The following is a 16,156-nucleotide window of genomic DNA, read 5'->3' as shown; positions in this document are numbered from 1 at the left end:
GCACGTCTGTGGACGTGCGAACTGAATAAGTCAAACCAAGTTAATGCGACAGAATATCACGCCTCGGCCAGCCTGCGCGCCCGAAAGGACTCAACAGTCTAGTCGGGACGAGACCCGCGCCCGGCGTCTTTGCTCAAACGATCCAGCACAAACGCCTTGGCGTTGCGCGTCATTTGGTCGAGATGTCGGTCGCGCTGCTTTTCTGCATCGATCATCGCCCGCTTGCCGTGTTTCTGCAGCAGATACGTATGTATCTGCCGCACCTCCAAAGAACTGTAGATCGAAGTGACATCCAGTAGGCCCATCAAGCCTTCGGTGCCGTGATCACGGGTGTTCATCAGCACCTGCGTGCCGCGCACGCCCAGCACTTGAAAGCCCATCGATTCGAACCAGGGCACCTTGGCAACGGTGCAGGTCAGTTCGGCATGCGGGTAGCGGCCGAGCATGTCTTGCAGCATCGCCCGCGCGACGCCCCGCCGCCGATGGCTGGCCTGCACCGCCATATACGCCACGCCGCACGCATGGGGATCGTCCTTGACTGGCAGGTACAGCAGAAAGCCGATGACTGTCTCGGGGTCTTCGTCATCCGTGGCAACGATCAATTCGACAGCAATGCCTTTGGCGCCGCTGAGCGCTTCGAGGTAGAGATGAACCTCGTAGCCCACTGTGTATTGATAGACGTTGTACAACGGGTTGCTCGGCGCGATGCCCACCATGCTGATGTCGGTCAGGTTGTCGACGACCATCTGCAGGATCTGGCTGTTGATGGGTTCTGGGCATGGCGTGGCAAAGTGGATGAGCTGGGGCATTGAGTTTCTGACTCCGGGTTAAGCCCGCTATTGTCACAGATCGAGCCCCTAACAGGAAAATCACCGCTCGGGCGCGACGATGCGGAAGCGGATGTTGATGTCGTCGGAGACAACCGTGTCGCCCCACTCCCCTTCTCCGATCTTGAAGTCGCTACGTTTCACAACGATGTCGCCATCGAAGATCCCGATGGCCTTCTCCGGTTTCAACAGCACCTTCACCTGCAACTCGCGCGTCAGGCCCCTGAGCGTGAGGTTGCCGGTGATCAAGTAGCGGTGATCGCCCAGTGCTTCCACCCCCGTCGATTCAAAGGTCGCCACCGGATACTTCGCAGTATTGAACCAGGCAGGTTTTTGCAGCTCGCTGTTGGCATCGCTGGCCCCGGCGTCGATGCTGGCAAGGTCGATGGTCAGCTTGGCGTGGGCCGCGGTGGGGTTCGTCGTGTCGAAATCGAGCGTGGCGTCGAATTTGCCGAAGGTGCCGTACGCCCGGGAGCCGAACTGGTTATAGGTGAACGAGATCTTGCTGGCGGTGGTGTTGACCTGGGTGTATTCGACGGCGTGGGCGCAGGGCAAAGTGCCGACCAGGAGGATGGCGAGCAATGCGGCGAAACGCGGGAATCGAGGGGGCATGGGATTCTCCGGTTGAAGCGCCCTTCAGGAATTGAAGTACTGCACCGACGTGGCTGCGATAGCTGGACTTAAGCAAATAATCGTTGGTTATTCCAGTGCAGCCGTACCGTGCGCCTTTACCCACAGCGCCATTACTGGATAATGGCATCCCGCCACAATCAGGCCCTGACCTTGATATTTCAAGGTTTTCTATTTTACAGCCTGACAGTCGCCTTCAAGGATGGACGATCGGCTATGGAACAAGGAGTCAGCACCGTGATATCCCCGCAAGATTCAGCAATACCGCTTACCCGCACTCAGAAAATCACCTCATTGATCACCCGCGGCATGGCAGGCCTCGGTGTCGTGCTGGGCGCCATGTGGGCGTTAATCACTTATGCCGTGCCGGACCCCAGCGTTTTCGGTTTCAGCTTCATAAGCTGGAAAAACGTGGTGTTGCTGGTGAGCACATTTCTGTTTTTGGGAGCCGTTTCAATCGGCTGGCAGATCCGTAACTTCACGCCGATGCTCCGCGGCGCATTGCAGTTTTTCATGGTTGCCGGCTTGTCTTTTGGCTTCTTCATCCTGGGCACCGAATACGCCAAGCCCTCTTTCGAATTCGCCAAACTGCAAGCCAAGATCGTCGAAAACGAAGGCAACAACCTGCTCGGCAAACGCATGGAAGTGCTGGATAACGTACGCATCGAATTGGAGGGCTGCGAAAATATCGGCCGTTTGCCCACCTGCACATTTGAACTGACCAACCTGAACGTGGACCGCAGCTTTCGCTTCGACGACGGCACCCGACTATTCGACGAGTCTGGCGGCCCTCTCAAGTTCGAGTCGATCCGGGTGGGCCAGGTCGAGGACAACGCCTGGCTACGCTTCCCGTTGATTCGCAACGTACCGACACGGGTTACGCTGATCTTCCAGCAGAGCAACAGCAAGCTGAGCAAAACGCCTGCGATCAAGTTGGTGTTTCGGGATGGGAATGATGAGGCGCTTACCGTCAAATTCAGTGAGATTGTAATGCGCTAGGTGCTAGCTAAAGGGCTCTTTACCGGTTGCTGGAAAGTCCTCGATGTCGAGGACCTCCCTGGTTTATTCAATCGGTAGCTTGAGCAGACGATGCACAACCACCGACCCACGACATCCGAGGGATCAGAGGCTCGGATGGGTATGGTAAATCTTGCTGACGATGCTCCACTTGCCTTCTACCTTCAGCAGGTTGAAGAAGTCGGTGAAGCGGAACCCCGAGACGTTGTCGGTATCGACCCGCGCACTGGCCGCCGTGCCAACGATGTCGATGCGCACGATGGCGGCTTTGGCTTCCGGGGACGGGCGGAACGCGTTGTCGATGACATCGTAGAGATTCTGAATCGCGCCGCCGACGAGCTTGTCGCCATCGACGCCAAACATCGTGGCCTGCTCGTTGAAGGCGGGCTTCATCAGTGCGCTGTCGGCCTTGGCGCCACCTTCGTTGTACTGGTTAAGTACGCCGACAATCGCGTTGTATTCCTGAACGTAAGTAAGACTGCTCATTGCATGACTCCTGATAAGTAACTGACACGGGTTAATGCACGGAACCTGTGGGAGCGGGCTTGCTCGCGAAAGCGGACTGACGTCGACATGGATGTTGAATGTTATGACGCCTTCGCGGGCAAGCCCGCTCCCACAGGGATTGCGTTTGACTGGAGGATGGTGATCAGGTTTTCTGCACCACCCGGGCAACTCCCGAAGGCTCAATGCTGACCTTTTCCCACTTGGCGATGACCAAGGGGGCAATCGCATTGCCCAGCACGTTCAGGGTGGTGGTACCGCTGTCGATAATCCGGAAGATGCCGGCAATCAGTGCAACCCCTTCCAATGGAAGACCGGCCGATGCCAAGGTGGCGGACAGGATGATGATGGCGAATCCGGGGACGCCGGCAGCTCCTTTGGAGGTCAGCACCATCGTCACCACCAGCAAGATCTGCTGGGACAGCGACAGGTCGATCCCATAGAGTTGCGCGACAAAAATCGTCGCCACGCCGAGGAAGATCGACGCGCCATCCAGGTTGAATGCATACCCCACCGGCACCACAAAACTGACGATTCGGCGCGGCACGCCATAGTGTTCCAGCTTACTCATCAGCTGCGGCATGACCGACGCCGATGCGGCGCTGGAGAACGCCAGAATCAGCTCATTACGGAAGTACTTGATCAGTTTGAAAATATTCTCGCCAATCAAGTAGCAAATACCGCCCAGCACCACCAGCGCAAAGACAATCAGAGCCAGGTAAACCACACCGATCAACTTAAGCAAAGGCAATAGCGAGGCAAAACCGAAGGTCGCCACGGTGGCGCCGATCATGCCGAATACACCGATTGGCGCATAAGCCATGACAATACTGACGACCTTGAACATTGCATCAGAGATGCCTTGAACCATCGCCACCACCGGTGCGCTTTTTTCTCTGGGGAGTGAGTTCAATGCCAGGCCAAACAGCACGGCGAAGAACAGCACCGAGAGCAACTTCGCTTCCGACATCGCGACAAAAACGTTATCGGGAACGATGTTCTGCAGGATGACGAGAGCGCCCTTCGAAGGCTCCATGTTGACCGAAGCGGTGCCGTGGGAAATGCCCGAAATATCAGTACCCGTGCCGGGCTCGAAGATATTGGCGAAACACAACCCCATCACAATGGCCAGGCCGGTAATCGCGAAGAAATACCCCAACGACTTGACGCCCATGCGCCCAAAAGATTTGTTATCACCGCCGCCGGCAATCCCCAGAATCATGCAACAGAAGACAATGGGAACAACGACCATCTTCATCATCTTGATGAAGATATCGCCAAGGGGCTTGAGGATTTCAGAACTGATCCAGCCTTGATATTGCGGGTGTGTATTGAAGTACCAACCGACGAGCACGCCAAGCAACAGCCCGGCAACTATTTGCCAAACCAAAGGGATACGTTTCATGTCTAGCCTTCTTGTTGGAATGAAAGGACTGCGTTACAGGGCAGTTGCTAGAGTCATGAGCTTCCAGCTCATTTGAAATCGAATGGCACAACAAGGTTGTGCCATTGCTTTTATTACTTGGCGAAGAGCTGGCTCATATCCTTGAACGCCTTGAACTCAAGTGCGTTGCCACACGGATCGAACAGGAACATCGTTGCTTGTTCGCCGACCTGCCCCTTGAATCGAATGTAGGGTTCAATCACAAACTCGGTACCAAAGGACTTCAGGCGCTCGGCCAGGGCTTCCCACTGCTGCCACTCCAGGATGATGCCGAAGTGCGGGACGGGGACGTCGTGCCCGTCTACCGGATTGCTATGCACGCTCTCCTGAGAAGCAGTTTTTGGGTGTTCATGGATAACCAGTTGGTGACCGTAGAAATCAAAGTCGACCCACTGCGTGCTGGAGCGCCCCTCTTGCAGCCCGAACACTTCACCGTAAAAGGTGCGTGCCGCCGCGAGGTCATAAACAGGGATCGCCAGGTGAAAAGGAGAAAGGCTCATCGGAACTCCAATCAAGGTGTTTTATCGGTTTTGTTTTTGATTACGGAGCCAATCGTAGAGCCGCAGAACAAACAAAAAAATCAATATATATTTCTTAGAAACACAATTAATATTTGTGAATGATCAAAGAACTGAAAACACTTATCGCCGTCGCACGGGAAGGCACTTTTGCCGCTGCCGGCAACAGAATCGGACTGACCCAGGCCGCCGTGAGCGCCCAGATGCAACGTCTGGAGGCCGAGCTGGGTTTCCAGATTTTCGACCGCAAGGGCCGTTCGGCTCACCTGAACAGAATGGGGCATCAGATACTTCTGCAGGCGCAGGAGCTGCTTCGCCTTTATGACAATCTGGGGTCCACCACGGTTGGGCTGCCAGCCAGCGTTCTGGTGAACATCGGTGCCATCGCTTCCGTGCAGCGCTCGTACTTGCCGGATGCGCTCGCCAAATTTCACCAACAATGTCCGCAATGCCGAACCCGTGTGATCCCGGGTCTGTCGATGGAGTTGGTCAACCTGGTGGATGCCGGCGAGATCGACATGGCAGTGATTATTCGCCCGCCCTTCTCGCTGCAAAGCGATCTGCGCTGGACGACCCTGGCCCTTGAGCCCTACCGGCTGATCGTTCCGCGCGATGTGCCCGGAGAAGACTGGTCTGCACTGCTTTCCAGCCAACCCTTCATTCGCTATGACCGATCATCGTTCGGCGGCAGGCAGGTCGATCGTTTCTTGCGGCAGATGCATTTCACCTTGCGTGAAGTGTGCGAGCTGGATGAACTGGAGGCCATTATCAAGCTGGTCGAAAATGGCGTCGGCGTAGCGCTGGTGCCGCAGACGGCGATCCATCAGGACTGGCCCGCCGGGGTGCGTGCGCTGGATCTGGGGCAACACACCTTCCATCGTGATATCGGCCTCGTCCATCGGGCTCGGCAAAGTTTTACCGAGCCGGTACGGGTACTGGCCCAACTGATCGTTGAGCAGGTTCAGAGCGGTTACGAATAAGCCCCAATCATCCACTTCACTTTTTCCAGCGCCTCACGCAGTGCCCCCATCTCCACGGAGCCCAGCGCCAGACGAAACGCATGCGGGACGTTGGCTGAAGTGGCAAACGGTTCGGCGGTGGAAACCGACACATTTTCCCGCATCAAAGCCATGGCGATCTGATCGGCTCTTGCGTCTTCCGACAACGGCAGCCAAAGAAAATACGACGAGGGATGGCGGATACAGCGCAGCCCCGCCAGTACCTCGCCGGCCACGACTTGCCTCGCTTGCGCGTCCAGGCGCTTTTCGGCTTCCAGTTGCAGGACGGTGCCGTCGTCGAGCCATGTGGTGGCGATTGCCGTCATCACGCCCGGGGTGTTCCAGGTGGTCGCTTTGATCGTGCGCTCCAGCGCGGGCACGTGTTGAAGAGGGGCGACGACGAAGCCGACGCGCAATCCGGTGGCCACACTCTTGGAGAGCCCTGACACGTAAACCGTCCTCTCGGGGGCGATTACCGCCAGCGGTGCGGGGGGATTTTCCGCCAGGAAGGCGTAAGCGGCGTCCTCGATGATCAATAGCCCATGCCGACGCGCAATCGTCACCAGATATTCCCGTTGATCGGCACTCATCACCCATCCCAGCGGATTGTGCAGGGTCGGCATTGTGTACACGGCCCGCACGCGTCTATGCCGGCACAGGCTTTCCAGCGCCTGCAGATCAGGCCCGTGATCGAGCACCGGAATGGGCACGATTTCGAGGTGCAGTGAGTCGGCCAGCGCCTTGAAGCCCGAATAGGTCAACGCGTCCGCTGCAATCACATCACCGGGTTGCAACAGCGCCATCATCGTCACGGCCAGCCCCTGCTGGGCACCGGTGACGATCAGCACCTGCTCCGCCTCGACCGTCAGACCCCGGACTTGCAGATGGCGCGCCACAGAGGCGCGTTCATGCGGGCGCCCCGCATGTGGCTGGTAGCGCAGCAGCGATTCCAGATCGCCGGCCGAGGCGAGCTGGCGCAGGGCATTTCGCAGCAGTTCTGCCTGCCCAGGGAGCGCTGGATAGTTGAAGTTCAGGTCCGTCATGCCGGCGGCAACGCTATGCTGGTCAATGTTCTGGCCCGGCGACCACGAAGTTTCCCTGACGAACGTCCCCCGCCCCATCTCCCCGCTGACCAGTCCCATGGCTTCCAGCTCCGCGTAAACCCGGCTAGCCGTCACCAGGGCCAGGCCTTCCGTTGCCGCCAGCTGGCGGTGGGTCGGCAGGCGCGTGCCCGGCAACAGTCGTCCTGAGCGAATATCCGCCGCAAATTCATCCACCAGTGATTTGTAGCGTGAACGAGGCATGCGCAAGTGTATCCATGACAATATTTTGATTGTATTGAGTTTCGTCCATACGATGCCTCCCATGCAACCTGCATGAAGGGGAACCTCAATGGAACGCACATCGCACCTGCAACAGCACACCACGGAAAAAACCGCGAGCGGATGGCTCAACGGGTTCATCGGCGTGCTCATTTTCAGCGGCTCGCTGCCCGCGACACGGGTGGCCGTTCTGGAATTTGATCCCGTCTTTTTGACCGTTGCGCGGGCCAGCATCGCGGCCATTCTGGCGCTGTGCATGCTGCTGCTTTTCAAGGAAAAACGGCCGGCCAAGAGTCAGCTTCTCTCCCTGGCAATCGTGGCGCTGGGCGTTGTATTCGGGTTTCCACTGCTGACTGCGCTGGCGCTGCAATATGTGACGTCTGCGCATTCCATCGTCTTCGTCGGCCTGTTGCCACTGGCCACGGCAGCGTTCGGGGTTTGGCGCGGTGGCGAGCGTCCCCGGCCGGTTTTCTGGTTTTTCTCGGTGCTGGGAAGCCTGCTGGTGGTGGGGTTTGCCGTTTCCCAAGGCCTGACCGCCTCTCCTGCGGGGGACATTCTGATGTTGCTGGCCATCCTCGCCTGCGGATTGGGCTATGCAGAAGGCGCAAAGCTTTCAAGGACGCTGGGCGGTTGGCAGGTGATTTCCTGGGCTCTGGTGCTGTCGCTGCCTGTCATGATCCCGCTGACCTGGTTCCTGGCCCCGCCTTCGCTCTCGGGAATTACCCCCACCGCCTGGTTCAGCCTGGCTTACGTCTCGCTGTTCAGCATGTTTATCGGCTTCGTGTTCTGGTACCGCGGGCTGGCCCAGGGCGGGATTGCCGCCGTCGGCCAGCTTCAGCTGCTACAGCCGTTTTTTGGCCTGGCGCTGGCGGCCACGCTGCTGCACGAGCAAGTCAGCCTTGGCATGTTGGGTGTGACTGTTGCGGTGATCCTTTGCGTGGTGGGTGCGCGCAAGTTCTCGAAATAGACGGCTCGCAGCAGAAACCGACTGTTGGTCGGCCAGGGGGCCACAGGAATACTAACCTTTTAAGGTAAGGCCTGAATCTGTCGTGGTGGACCGGCCTCCGAGATGTTCCCGGCCCACCGCAGTACTCGATAGGAGGAATGAGAAATGGCCAATTTCGAGAAGAAAATGCCGGTGCACACCGACGACAAAAAAACCGATCAGCAACCGATAGCGACAGACCCTTGGCGCCCTCTGGAAAAACTGCGCCAGCAGGTTGATCACCTGTTCGAAGACTTCAATCGTGGCTCGGGGCTGACGCCTTTCCGGCGTGGGCTGTTTGATGTCGAACCGTTCTGGAGTCGGGAATTTATCGGCCGCAGCCTGCCTGCGGTAGACATCACCGAGAAAGATAAAAGCTTCGAAATCACCGCTGAATTGCCTGGCATGGATCAAGAAAATATCGACATCACAGTGTCCAACGGCAATCTGATCATCAAGGGTGAAAAGAAAGAGGACAAGGAAGAAAAAAGTAAGGGCTATCACCTGTCAGAGCGTCACTATGGCTCCTTCCAGCGGGCATTCAGCCTGCCCAAAGGCGTCGATGCCGACAAGATCGAAGCGAATTTCAGCAAAGGCGTGCTGAGCATTTCGCTGCCCAAGAAGCCCGAAGCCATGAACGCGGACAAAAAGGTGCAGATCAAATCGAGCTGAATCGCCCTTCGTGCGACACAAAGCCCCTTGCCGGGAAACCAGCCGGGGGCTTTTTTGTGGTCGCGAGGGCGCCAGGCAGAACCTTCCCGTGCCTGGGCCATCGCGTCGTGATCAAACAGGCCCCCACCACCACACGTCGGGCCGCACGCTGCATCAGGTCAAGGCGAACCGCCAAGGCTGTGGCCACTTCATAGGCCACAGGAACGCCGCCACGGGGTAAGGCGAGAACGATGACATCGAGGCGATGAGCGTATTTGAGCAACGGTTCTACCAGTCTTCGACCGGCATCAACCCGGTCGCGCAAGATGGTTTGTGATGAGGACCGCTGAATCACTTGAAACCTCCCCGGGCGATCACGCCTGTCGGTGCGTATCACATCCGTGGGCAGCCGTTGCGTCCTCACTGAATCAAGCATCATCCTTGGTTCAGATTCCGCTCCTGAGTCTCCTTGTTGTTGGTCCTCGCAGTCGCATGCCCTGCACAGCCCTTACGCTATGATTCACCCATCGGCTTTCGACGGGAGACTGCCATGCCAACTCTGCCTGCGAGTCAGCGGTTGCGCTTGTACGACAGCGATGAACTCGATTCAGTGCTGCAGGCGATGGCGCGCCAGGCCGCAACGCTGTTGCCGCCCGCTCAAGCGGCACTGATTGGCATCCAGCGCCGAGGTGAGCCTCTGGCACAGCGTTTACAACAACACCTGTCACGTCAGACCGGCCAGCCAGAACTGCCGCTCTACCCCCTGAAGGTCAAGCGCTATGCCGATGACCTCAAGGTGTTGCATGCACACACGGCACTGACCGAGAACCCGCTTCTCAACACGCTGGACCTTGCCAATACCACCCTGCTGGTTGTCGATGATGTGTTGTTTGAAGGCCACTCACTCCTGCGCACCTGCGCGTACCTGGCGCAACTGGGTGCTCGTCGGGTCTACACGGCAGTACTGGTCGACCGGCATGTCTGCCAGCAGCCGATCCATGCCGATATTGTCGGCGTGCACCTGCAAGTTGCCGCCCATGACATCGTCGAATGCAACGTGCCCCCCTACGAAATGGAGTTTTGCATTGAAGTGCTGCGTCATGGCGCCGCCCACTGACGGCGCAACTGAGCAAGGTGTTTCAAGGTGCCTGCTCGCTGGGTGCACCCTTTTGCAACAGATAGGCGACAAGCTTGTCCAGGGTGTCCACGTGTTGGTAATCGGTTTCAGGAATGGCAATGCCCAGGCTCCGATTTAGGGCTTCGATGAGCCGAAGCCAGTCCATTGAGTCCAGATCAACTTCCTCGCGTAGCGACCGGCCACTGTGTAACTGCTCAGGCTGGACTTCAGGAGCGACGCTCTTCAAGGCGCTCAACACCTGATTGCGTACCGATAGCGGGTCCATAGGCTTACCTCAAAGGTTCTCTGGCGTTTGTAACAAACGACGGACTTCCCCCAGAAAGCGAGCGCCATAGTGACCATCGCTGACCCGATGATCGGCAGACAAGCTGCTGACAACGGTGGGCATGACGCACAACTGGCCTTCGTTCACCCAAGGGCGCTCGCAGATACGACCGAAGCCGACCAGAGCGACCTGCGGCGGATAGATCACACCCAGTACGCTGTCTACGCCCTGATCGCCGAGTTGAGTGACCGTTATGCCCGCGCCACCAAGCTCGGAGCTGCGCAGAGAACCGCTGCGGGCGCGCTCCACCAAGCTGGCCAGTCCACTCATCAAATCGGTCAAGGCTGTGTCCGCCACATGACGCAGAACCGGGGCGACCAGACCACCCTGGCGCAGGGTGATTGCCACCCCAAGGTCAGTATCGAGCGCGGGTTCAAAGGCATTGTTCCGCCAGGAACCGTTGAGCTGCGGATAGTCGCGCAGGGCCAACGCCACCGCTTTGAGCAACAACGCACTGGGCAACAGGCGCTCCTGTAAGGTGCTTTTTGCATTGTGTGCCTGCAACCAGGCCATGGCCTTACCCAAGGCGATGGTTTCACTGAGGTAATAATGGGGAATCTCGCGTTTCGAACGGCTCATGGCCGCTGCGATCGTGTGCCGCATGGCCTGGTTATGGTCAGGCTCCGGGGCCACACGGGCGGCAGCCTCGACATCTTCCAGGGTAACCACACCGTGGGGGCCATGGCCTTGCAATTGGCGGGTACTGAGCCCCAACTCGGCAGCGCGCTTGCGTGCAGCCGGAGAAATTCTCGGGCGTCTATCGGAGAGGTTTTCTTCTGCGGTCAGCACCGGTGGGGTCGGCATCCGTCGCGCGGTCTGCGCACTTTCACCGGGCTCCAGCAACAGCGCGATGGGAGTGCCCACGGGTACCTTGGCGCCGACGTCGATCAGCAGTTGCAGGACCGTGCCGTCGTGCCAGCACTCTACGTCGATGGCGGCCTTGGCCGTATCGACCACGGCAATCACCTGACCAGGCTTGAGCGCGTCGCCCGGATGGATTTTCCATTCCAGCAACGTGCCTTCATCCATATCGGCCCCCAGAGACGGCAATTTGAATTCGATCATGGTTGACCCTCCCGGCCTTGGGTTCGACACGTGGATGCCATCACGCTGACGTCCCCTGGCACAGCTCATGCGCGGCCGCGACGATCGTCGACACCTGTGGCAACGCAGCCTCTTCGAGATGCCGCGGGTAAGGTATCGGCACCTCGGCGCTGCACACGCGTGACGGCGGAGCATCCAGCTCGAAAAAGCTCTGTTCGATAATCCGCGTGATGATCTCGGCGGCCAGACTGCCGCTGCGCCACCCTTCATCGACGACAAGGGCGCGGCGTGTTTTACACACCGAGGTCATGATTGTCTGGTCATCCAGAGGGTGCAGAACCCGCAGGTCGATCACTTCGCAATCAATGCCCTCCCCGGCCAGTTGCTCAGCCGCTGTCAGGGCCTTGCCGAGTGTGCCGCCGTACGTAATCAGGGTCAGGTCCTTACCGACACGGCGGACATTGGCGGTACTGATGTCCAGCGTCTCCCAGTTACCTGTATCGCCCTCCATGTTGTAGAGCTGGGCATGTTCGAAAATCAGCACCGGGTCTGGATCCAGCAGCGCAGGCCAGAGCATGCCGCGTGCGTCTTCAAGGGTCGCCGGAGCCAGAATTTTCAGCCCGGGAATATGCGCGTACCAGCCTTCCAGACTGTGGGAGTGTTGCGCGGCAAGCTGACGTCCGGCGCCTGTCGCCATGCGCACGACCAGGGGAACGGAGAACTGTCCACCGGACATGTGCCTCAGGGCTGCAGCCGTATTCATCAGAGGATCGAGGGCGAGCAGACTGAAATTCACGGTCATGATTTCTACAATCGGGCGCATGCCACCCAAGGCCGCGCCGATACCAGCCCCCACGAAGCCTAACTCGGACAGCGGCGCGTCTCGAATGCGCTCGGGGCCGAACGCTTCAAGCAACCCCAGGGAAACGGCATAGCTGCCACCGTAACGGCCGACATCTTCGCCCATCAGAAATACCCGAGGGTCACGCTGTAGCGCATCGCGCAGGGCCTCGCGCAACGCTTCGCGATACGTCATGCGAGTGCTCATGACACCAACCTTGGGGTGTAAACATCGCGAGACAAATCCTCAATCGGCTCCAGGCTCCCACTTTCGGCATAAGCGACGGCGGCCTCCACTTCAGCGTCTACCTCGGCCAGGATCGCCAGAAAACCGGGCTCGTCCAAAAGGCCTTGTGCCTTGAGCCGTGCACTGTAGGTATGAATCGGTCCGCGCGCCTTCCATTGCTCCACCTCAGCCTTGTCACGATACAGCTGCGGGTCGAACATCGAGTGGGCACGAAATCGATAGGTGCGAAACTCCAGAAAAAAAGGCCCATGCCCCTCCCGGATATGTTTAACCGCCTCACAAGCGGCCTCGTATACCGCGATCACGTCCATGCCATCGACGGATCGGGCATCAACCTTGTACGCCGAGGCTTTGGTACACAAATCGGTTTGCGACTGCGAACGCTCCAGGGCCGTGCCCATGGCATACAAATTGTTCTCGCAGCAAAACAGCATCGGCACCTGCCACAAGGCGGCCAGGTTGATGGACTCATGAAAGGCGCCCTCCGCCATCGCGCCTTCACCAAAAAAGCATGTAGAGAGACGCGATCCACCCTGCATACGTTCGGCCAGCGCCAGGCCGACCGTGAGTGGCAAACCACCGGCCACGATGGCATTGCCACCAAAAAAGCGTGTGCCGGCATCAAACAAGTGCATTGAACCGCCGCGCCCTCGCGAGCAGCCTTCCTGGCGTCCGTACATCTCGGCCATGATCGTCTTCATGGGCACCCCCTTGATCAGGGCATGGCCATGTTCGCGATAAGTCGCGACCACCGCATCATCGGCTGCCAGTGCATGCAAAACGCCGACGGCGACCGCTTCTTCACCGATGTACAAGTGCAGGAAACCACGGATCTTGCCCTCCCCGTACAACTCGCCGGCGCGCTCCTCAAGGCGGCGGATGCGCACCATGTCCCGTAGCAAGTCGAGCGCAATATCCCGGGGCAACGATTGGAGAGTCATGATGGGTTCTCCAGGCTGGAAGTATCACCTTCAGGCAAACCCAGCTCCCGGGCCTTGAGCAGACGTCGCATGAGTTTTCCGCTACGGGTGTGCGGAAGTGCCTGCACAAACTCCAGTTCCTTTGGCGCAACCACGGCACCGAGGCGCTTGCGTCCATGGCCCAGCAACTCATCGTGCAGGGTCTGGCTGGCGGTGAAACCGCTCTTGAGCGAAATAAAGGCCTTCACGGTTTCACCCAGCAGCGGGTCGGGTTTGCCAATCACCGCTGCCTCGGCCACCGCCGGATGTTCCATGAGCGAGCTTTCAACTTCGAACGGGCCGATCAAGTGCCCGGCCGACTTGATGACATCGTCGCCACGGCTAACGAACCAGTAATAACCATCGGCATCGCGCCGCACCAGATCACCACTGAGGTACCACTCACCGACAAAGCTCTGTCGATAACGCGCCTCTTGCCCCAGATAAGTACGGAACATGGCGGGCCATGGCCGTTTCAGAGCCAGTTCACCGACTTCATTTTCCTCAAGAAACACCAGCGAACCGTCCGCCTTGCGCTCGACAATGGCCGCCTCGACACCGGGCAAGGGTTTGCCCATGGAGCCTGGTTTAATCGCCATCGAGACCGTGTTGGCAATCATGATTCCGCCCGTTTCGGTCTGCCACCAATTGTCATGGATCGGCAGCCCCAACACCTCTTTGCCCCACCAGACCGCCTCAGGATTGAGCGGCTCTCCGACGCTGGCAATAAAGCGCAGACTGGGGAAGCGATGGCTGCGCGCCAACGCATCTCCGGCCTTCATCAGGAGGCGGATGGCCGTTGGTGCCGTGTACCAGACCGTCACCTGCTGCTCTTCGAGAATCCGGTACCAACGTTCGGCATCGAATTCGTTGCCCTCGACCACGCTGGTGACGCCCAGCAGCAGCGGCGCGAAGATCCCGTATGAAGTCCCCGTGACCCAGCCCGGATCGGCGCTGCACCAGTAAATATCCTCAGGGTGTAAATCCAGGGCGTATTTAGCGGTGACCCGGTGCGTCAGTGCCGCGCCATGTACATGCAATACACCTTTGGGGGTGCCGGTCGTGCCGCTGGTGAAGTGTAAAAGTGCGGGGCTGTCGACCGTTGTCCGGGCGATGTCGAAATCGTCAGCGGCTTTGGCCAGCAATGGGTGCACGCTGAGGGTGCCTTCCACAGCGTTCGTATCCCCACCCTCGGCGTCATACAGCAGCACATGCTTGAGTGCCGGCAAATGCTCACGAATAGCCGCAATCTTGCGTCGATAAAGGGTTTCGCTGGTCAGCAACACGCTGCCTTCACCAAGACGCATCCGGGTTTCGATGGGCTCAGGGCCGAACGCGCAGAATAACGGCGAAACCACGCAACCGTGCTTCAAGCCACCGAGCACGCCCAGATACAGTTCCAGCCCTTGGCCACAGAGCACAAACAGGCGTTCACCGGGGGCTACGCCCAATGTTTTCAGCACATTGGCAAATCGGTTGGTCAGCGTGCTCAGTTGCCCATAATTGATGTCGCGGTGCCCGCCATGGCGATCGAGAATGCGCAACGCCGTGTGTTCATGCGCCCCTCCCATCGCATGCCGATCCACCGCCTCATAGGCGAGGTTCATGCCGCCCCCCGGCAACCCGGCCAATTCGAGCGCCTCCACCTGCCATGAAAAGGCTGCGCGGGCTTGCTCGCTGTCCAGCCAATTGGGCTTTGTCGGCAAATTGGTGAGTTTCTTTTTGATCATCGGCAAATGCATGGGCTTCACCTCAACGGCTGTTCATCACACCCCGTCACCCAAGGGTGTGATCAACCGTGAACGGGGCCGTCCCTAGACCGCCAGGACGCTGCAAGGCACCTGATACAGAATATGTTCGGTCGTGCTGCCCACCAGTTTGTTCAGGCCATGGGACTGGACTCTGCCCATCACGATCACGTCCACCTGATGTTCGTCGGCAAACTCACTCAGCGCCGAGACCGGGTGCCCCAGAATGAAATGCCGACGGTCAGAGGCCACACCGTACCGACCGGCCAGCGCCAGGAACGATTTTTCCAGTTCCCTACGCAACTGCTTGGTCAGGTCCGACAGTGTCAGACCGTCGCCGCCCATATCGCCCAGATAGTCTGTCGTGTCGCAGGCGTACAGCAGGTGCAACTCGGCATTGCACTGCAGCGCCAGGCCATTGGCCTGCTGGATGATCCGGTCATTCAGCTCGCTATCGGAGTCGGTACCCGACGCGTCAACCGCGGCCACGATCTTGTGCGGCAAGGTGTGACCACTGCCGCCTATCAGATAGACCGGCACCGGACAGTGGCGCAGCAAGTGCCAATCCAGCGGGGTGAAGAACGCGCGCTTGAGCGCCGATTCATGCTGAACCTCCTTGATCAACAGGTCGGGCTGCATTTCCGTGACGTGATCCAGAATGTCCTGCTGCAGGTCATCGGCCCAGGCCACCTCCGCCGTCACTTCGATCCCCCGACCACGGATATTTTTTGCCTGATACGCCAACCAGTCGCGATGGTCTTGCAGGTAGGTCTCCCGCGCCGTTTCCCGCACGCCCTCTTCAAGCAGCGACAGAATATCCAACGACTTTATCAAGGCAGCGATATGCAAGCGTGCCCCGCTGGCCTTGGCCAGGGCCGCCGCATGTTGTATTGCAGGAGAGTGGCGCAGGGCCGGGTTGATGATCAATAACAACCGTTGATACTGGCTCATGATCTGAC

17 protein-coding genes and 1 pseudogene are annotated in these 16,156 nt (G+C 58.7%); 5 read left to right on the top strand and 13 right to left on the bottom strand.

Annotated features, from left to right (window positions below; translation table 11 throughout):
• Window positions 1-98 precede the first annotated feature (98 nt).
• Window positions 99-809 carry a GNAT family N-acetyltransferase gene (locus tag PSH65_RS12170; protein ID WP_305426409.1) on the bottom strand — a complete coding sequence of 237 codons (711 nt, stop codon included), beginning with the start codon at window positions 807-809 and terminating at the stop codon, window positions 99-101.
• 60 nt (window positions 810-869) lie between these two features.
• Entirely contained in the window at window positions 870-1,439 is a 570-nt protein-coding gene (locus PSH65_RS12165) for a YceI family protein (RefSeq protein WP_305426408.1), read from the bottom strand.
• Between the two features lie 255 nt (window positions 1,440-1,694).
• Between PSH65_RS12165 and PSH65_RS12160 the strand changes: the two genes are divergently transcribed.
• On the top strand, window positions 1,695-2,456 hold the full coding sequence (locus tag PSH65_RS12160) for a hypothetical protein (protein ID WP_305426407.1): 762 nt from the start codon (window positions 1,695-1,697) through the stop codon (window positions 2,454-2,456).
• Window positions 2,457-2,579: 123 nt separating this feature from the next.
• Here PSH65_RS12160 and PSH65_RS12155 read toward each other — a convergent pair whose 3' ends face one another.
• From PSH65_RS12155 to PSH65_RS12145, 3 genes are all read right to left on the bottom strand, one after another.
• Window positions 2,580-2,960, bottom strand: a complete 381-nt coding sequence (locus PSH65_RS12155; RefSeq protein ID WP_305426406.1) for a nuclear transport factor 2 family protein — start codon at window positions 2,958-2,960, stop codon at window positions 2,580-2,582.
• Between the two features lie 163 nt (window positions 2,961-3,123).
• On the bottom strand, window positions 3,124-4,383 hold the full coding sequence (locus PSH65_RS12150) for a cation:dicarboxylate symporter family transporter (RefSeq protein WP_305426405.1): 1,260 nt from the start codon (window positions 4,381-4,383) through the stop codon (window positions 3,124-3,126).
• Window positions 4,384-4,496: 113 nt separating this feature from the next.
• The gene (locus PSH65_RS12145) at window positions 4,497-4,922 is read right to left on the bottom strand and encodes a VOC family protein (protein WP_008013629.1); all 426 of its coding nucleotides are present in this window, start codon (window positions 4,920-4,922) and stop codon (window positions 4,497-4,499) included.
• Between the two features lie 119 nt (window positions 4,923-5,041).
• Between PSH65_RS12145 and PSH65_RS12140 the strand changes: the two genes are divergently transcribed.
• Window positions 5,042-5,920, top strand: coding sequence for a LysR substrate-binding domain-containing protein (locus PSH65_RS12140; protein WP_305426404.1), 879 nt, complete (start codon window positions 5,042-5,044; stop codon window positions 5,918-5,920).
• On the opposite strand, the gene PSH65_RS12135 is transcribed toward PSH65_RS12140, so the two are convergent.
• Window positions 5,911-7,242, bottom strand: a complete 1,332-nt coding sequence (locus PSH65_RS12135) for a PLP-dependent aminotransferase family protein (protein WP_305426403.1) — start codon at window positions 7,240-7,242, stop codon at window positions 5,911-5,913. The genes PSH65_RS12140 and PSH65_RS12135 overlap by 10 nt on opposite strands.
• 88 nt (window positions 7,243-7,330) lie before the next feature.
• Here PSH65_RS12135 and PSH65_RS12130 point away from each other — a divergent pair, with 88 nt between their 5' ends.
• Window positions 7,331-8,227 (top strand): DMT family transporter, encoded by an 897-nt coding sequence (locus tag PSH65_RS12130; RefSeq protein ID WP_305426402.1) that lies wholly within the window; start codon window positions 7,331-7,333, stop codon window positions 8,225-8,227.
• 144 nt (window positions 8,228-8,371) lie between these two features.
• The gene (locus PSH65_RS12125; RefSeq protein WP_305426401.1) at window positions 8,372-8,917 is read left to right on the top strand and encodes an Hsp20/alpha crystallin family protein; all 546 of its coding nucleotides are present in this window, start codon (window positions 8,372-8,374) and stop codon (window positions 8,915-8,917) included.
• 58 nt (window positions 8,918-8,975) lie between these two features.
• Here the strand turns inward: PSH65_RS12125 and PSH65_RS12120 are convergent.
• Window positions 8,976-9,248, bottom strand: a pseudogene (locus tag PSH65_RS12120) (hypothetical protein); the annotation flags it as partial.
• 198 nt (window positions 9,249-9,446) lie between these two features.
• On the opposite strand from PSH65_RS12120, the gene PSH65_RS12115 reads away from it, so the two are divergent.
• On the top strand, window positions 9,447-10,013 hold the full coding sequence (locus PSH65_RS12115; protein ID WP_305426400.1) for a phosphoribosyltransferase family protein: 567 nt from the start codon (window positions 9,447-9,449) through the stop codon (window positions 10,011-10,013).
• 22 nt (window positions 10,014-10,035) lie between these two features.
• Here PSH65_RS12115 and PSH65_RS12110 read toward each other — a convergent pair whose 3' ends face one another.
• The 6 genes from PSH65_RS12110 to PSH65_RS12085 form a co-directional block, all read right to left on the bottom strand.
• The gene (locus tag PSH65_RS12110; RefSeq protein ID WP_305426399.1) at window positions 10,036-10,299 is read right to left on the bottom strand and encodes an acyl carrier protein; all 264 of its coding nucleotides are present in this window, start codon (window positions 10,297-10,299) and stop codon (window positions 10,036-10,038) included.
• A gap of 9 nt (window positions 10,300-10,308) precedes the next feature.
• Entirely contained in the window at window positions 10,309-11,424 is a 1,116-nt protein-coding gene (locus PSH65_RS12105) for a dihydrolipoamide acetyltransferase family protein (RefSeq protein WP_305426398.1), read from the bottom strand.
• Window positions 11,425-11,464: 40 nt separating this feature from the next.
• A complete protein-coding gene (locus tag PSH65_RS12100) occupies window positions 11,465-12,451 on the bottom strand; it encodes an alpha-ketoacid dehydrogenase subunit beta (RefSeq protein ID WP_305426397.1) in 987 nt (328 codons plus the stop codon).
• The gene (gene pdhA, locus PSH65_RS12095) at window positions 12,448-13,431 is read right to left on the bottom strand and encodes a pyruvate dehydrogenase (acetyl-transferring) E1 component subunit alpha (RefSeq protein ID WP_305426396.1); all 984 of its coding nucleotides are present in this window, start codon (window positions 13,429-13,431) and stop codon (window positions 12,448-12,450) included. The genes PSH65_RS12100 and pdhA overlap by 4 nt, the downstream gene beginning before the upstream one ends.
• Window positions 13,428-15,191, bottom strand: a complete 1,764-nt coding sequence (gene acsA / locus PSH65_RS12090) for an acetate--CoA ligase (RefSeq protein ID WP_305426395.1) — start codon at window positions 15,189-15,191, stop codon at window positions 13,428-13,430. Before acsA ends, pdhA begins: the two co-directional genes overlap by 4 nt.
• A gap of 72 nt (window positions 15,192-15,263) precedes the next feature.
• Window positions 15,264-16,148 (bottom strand): universal stress protein, encoded by an 885-nt coding sequence (locus PSH65_RS12085; protein ID WP_305426394.1) that lies wholly within the window; start codon window positions 16,146-16,148, stop codon window positions 15,264-15,266.
• Between the last annotated feature and the right edge of the window lie 8 nt (window positions 16,149-16,156).

Source organism: Pseudomonas sp. FP603, from assembly GCF_030687415.1.
Classification (GTDB): Bacteria; Pseudomonadota; Gammaproteobacteria; order Pseudomonadales; family Pseudomonadaceae; genus Aquipseudomonas; species Aquipseudomonas wuhanensis.
The sequence above is the reverse complement of the archived record's forward strand: the minus strand, read 5'-3'. Positions and strand labels throughout refer to the sequence as shown.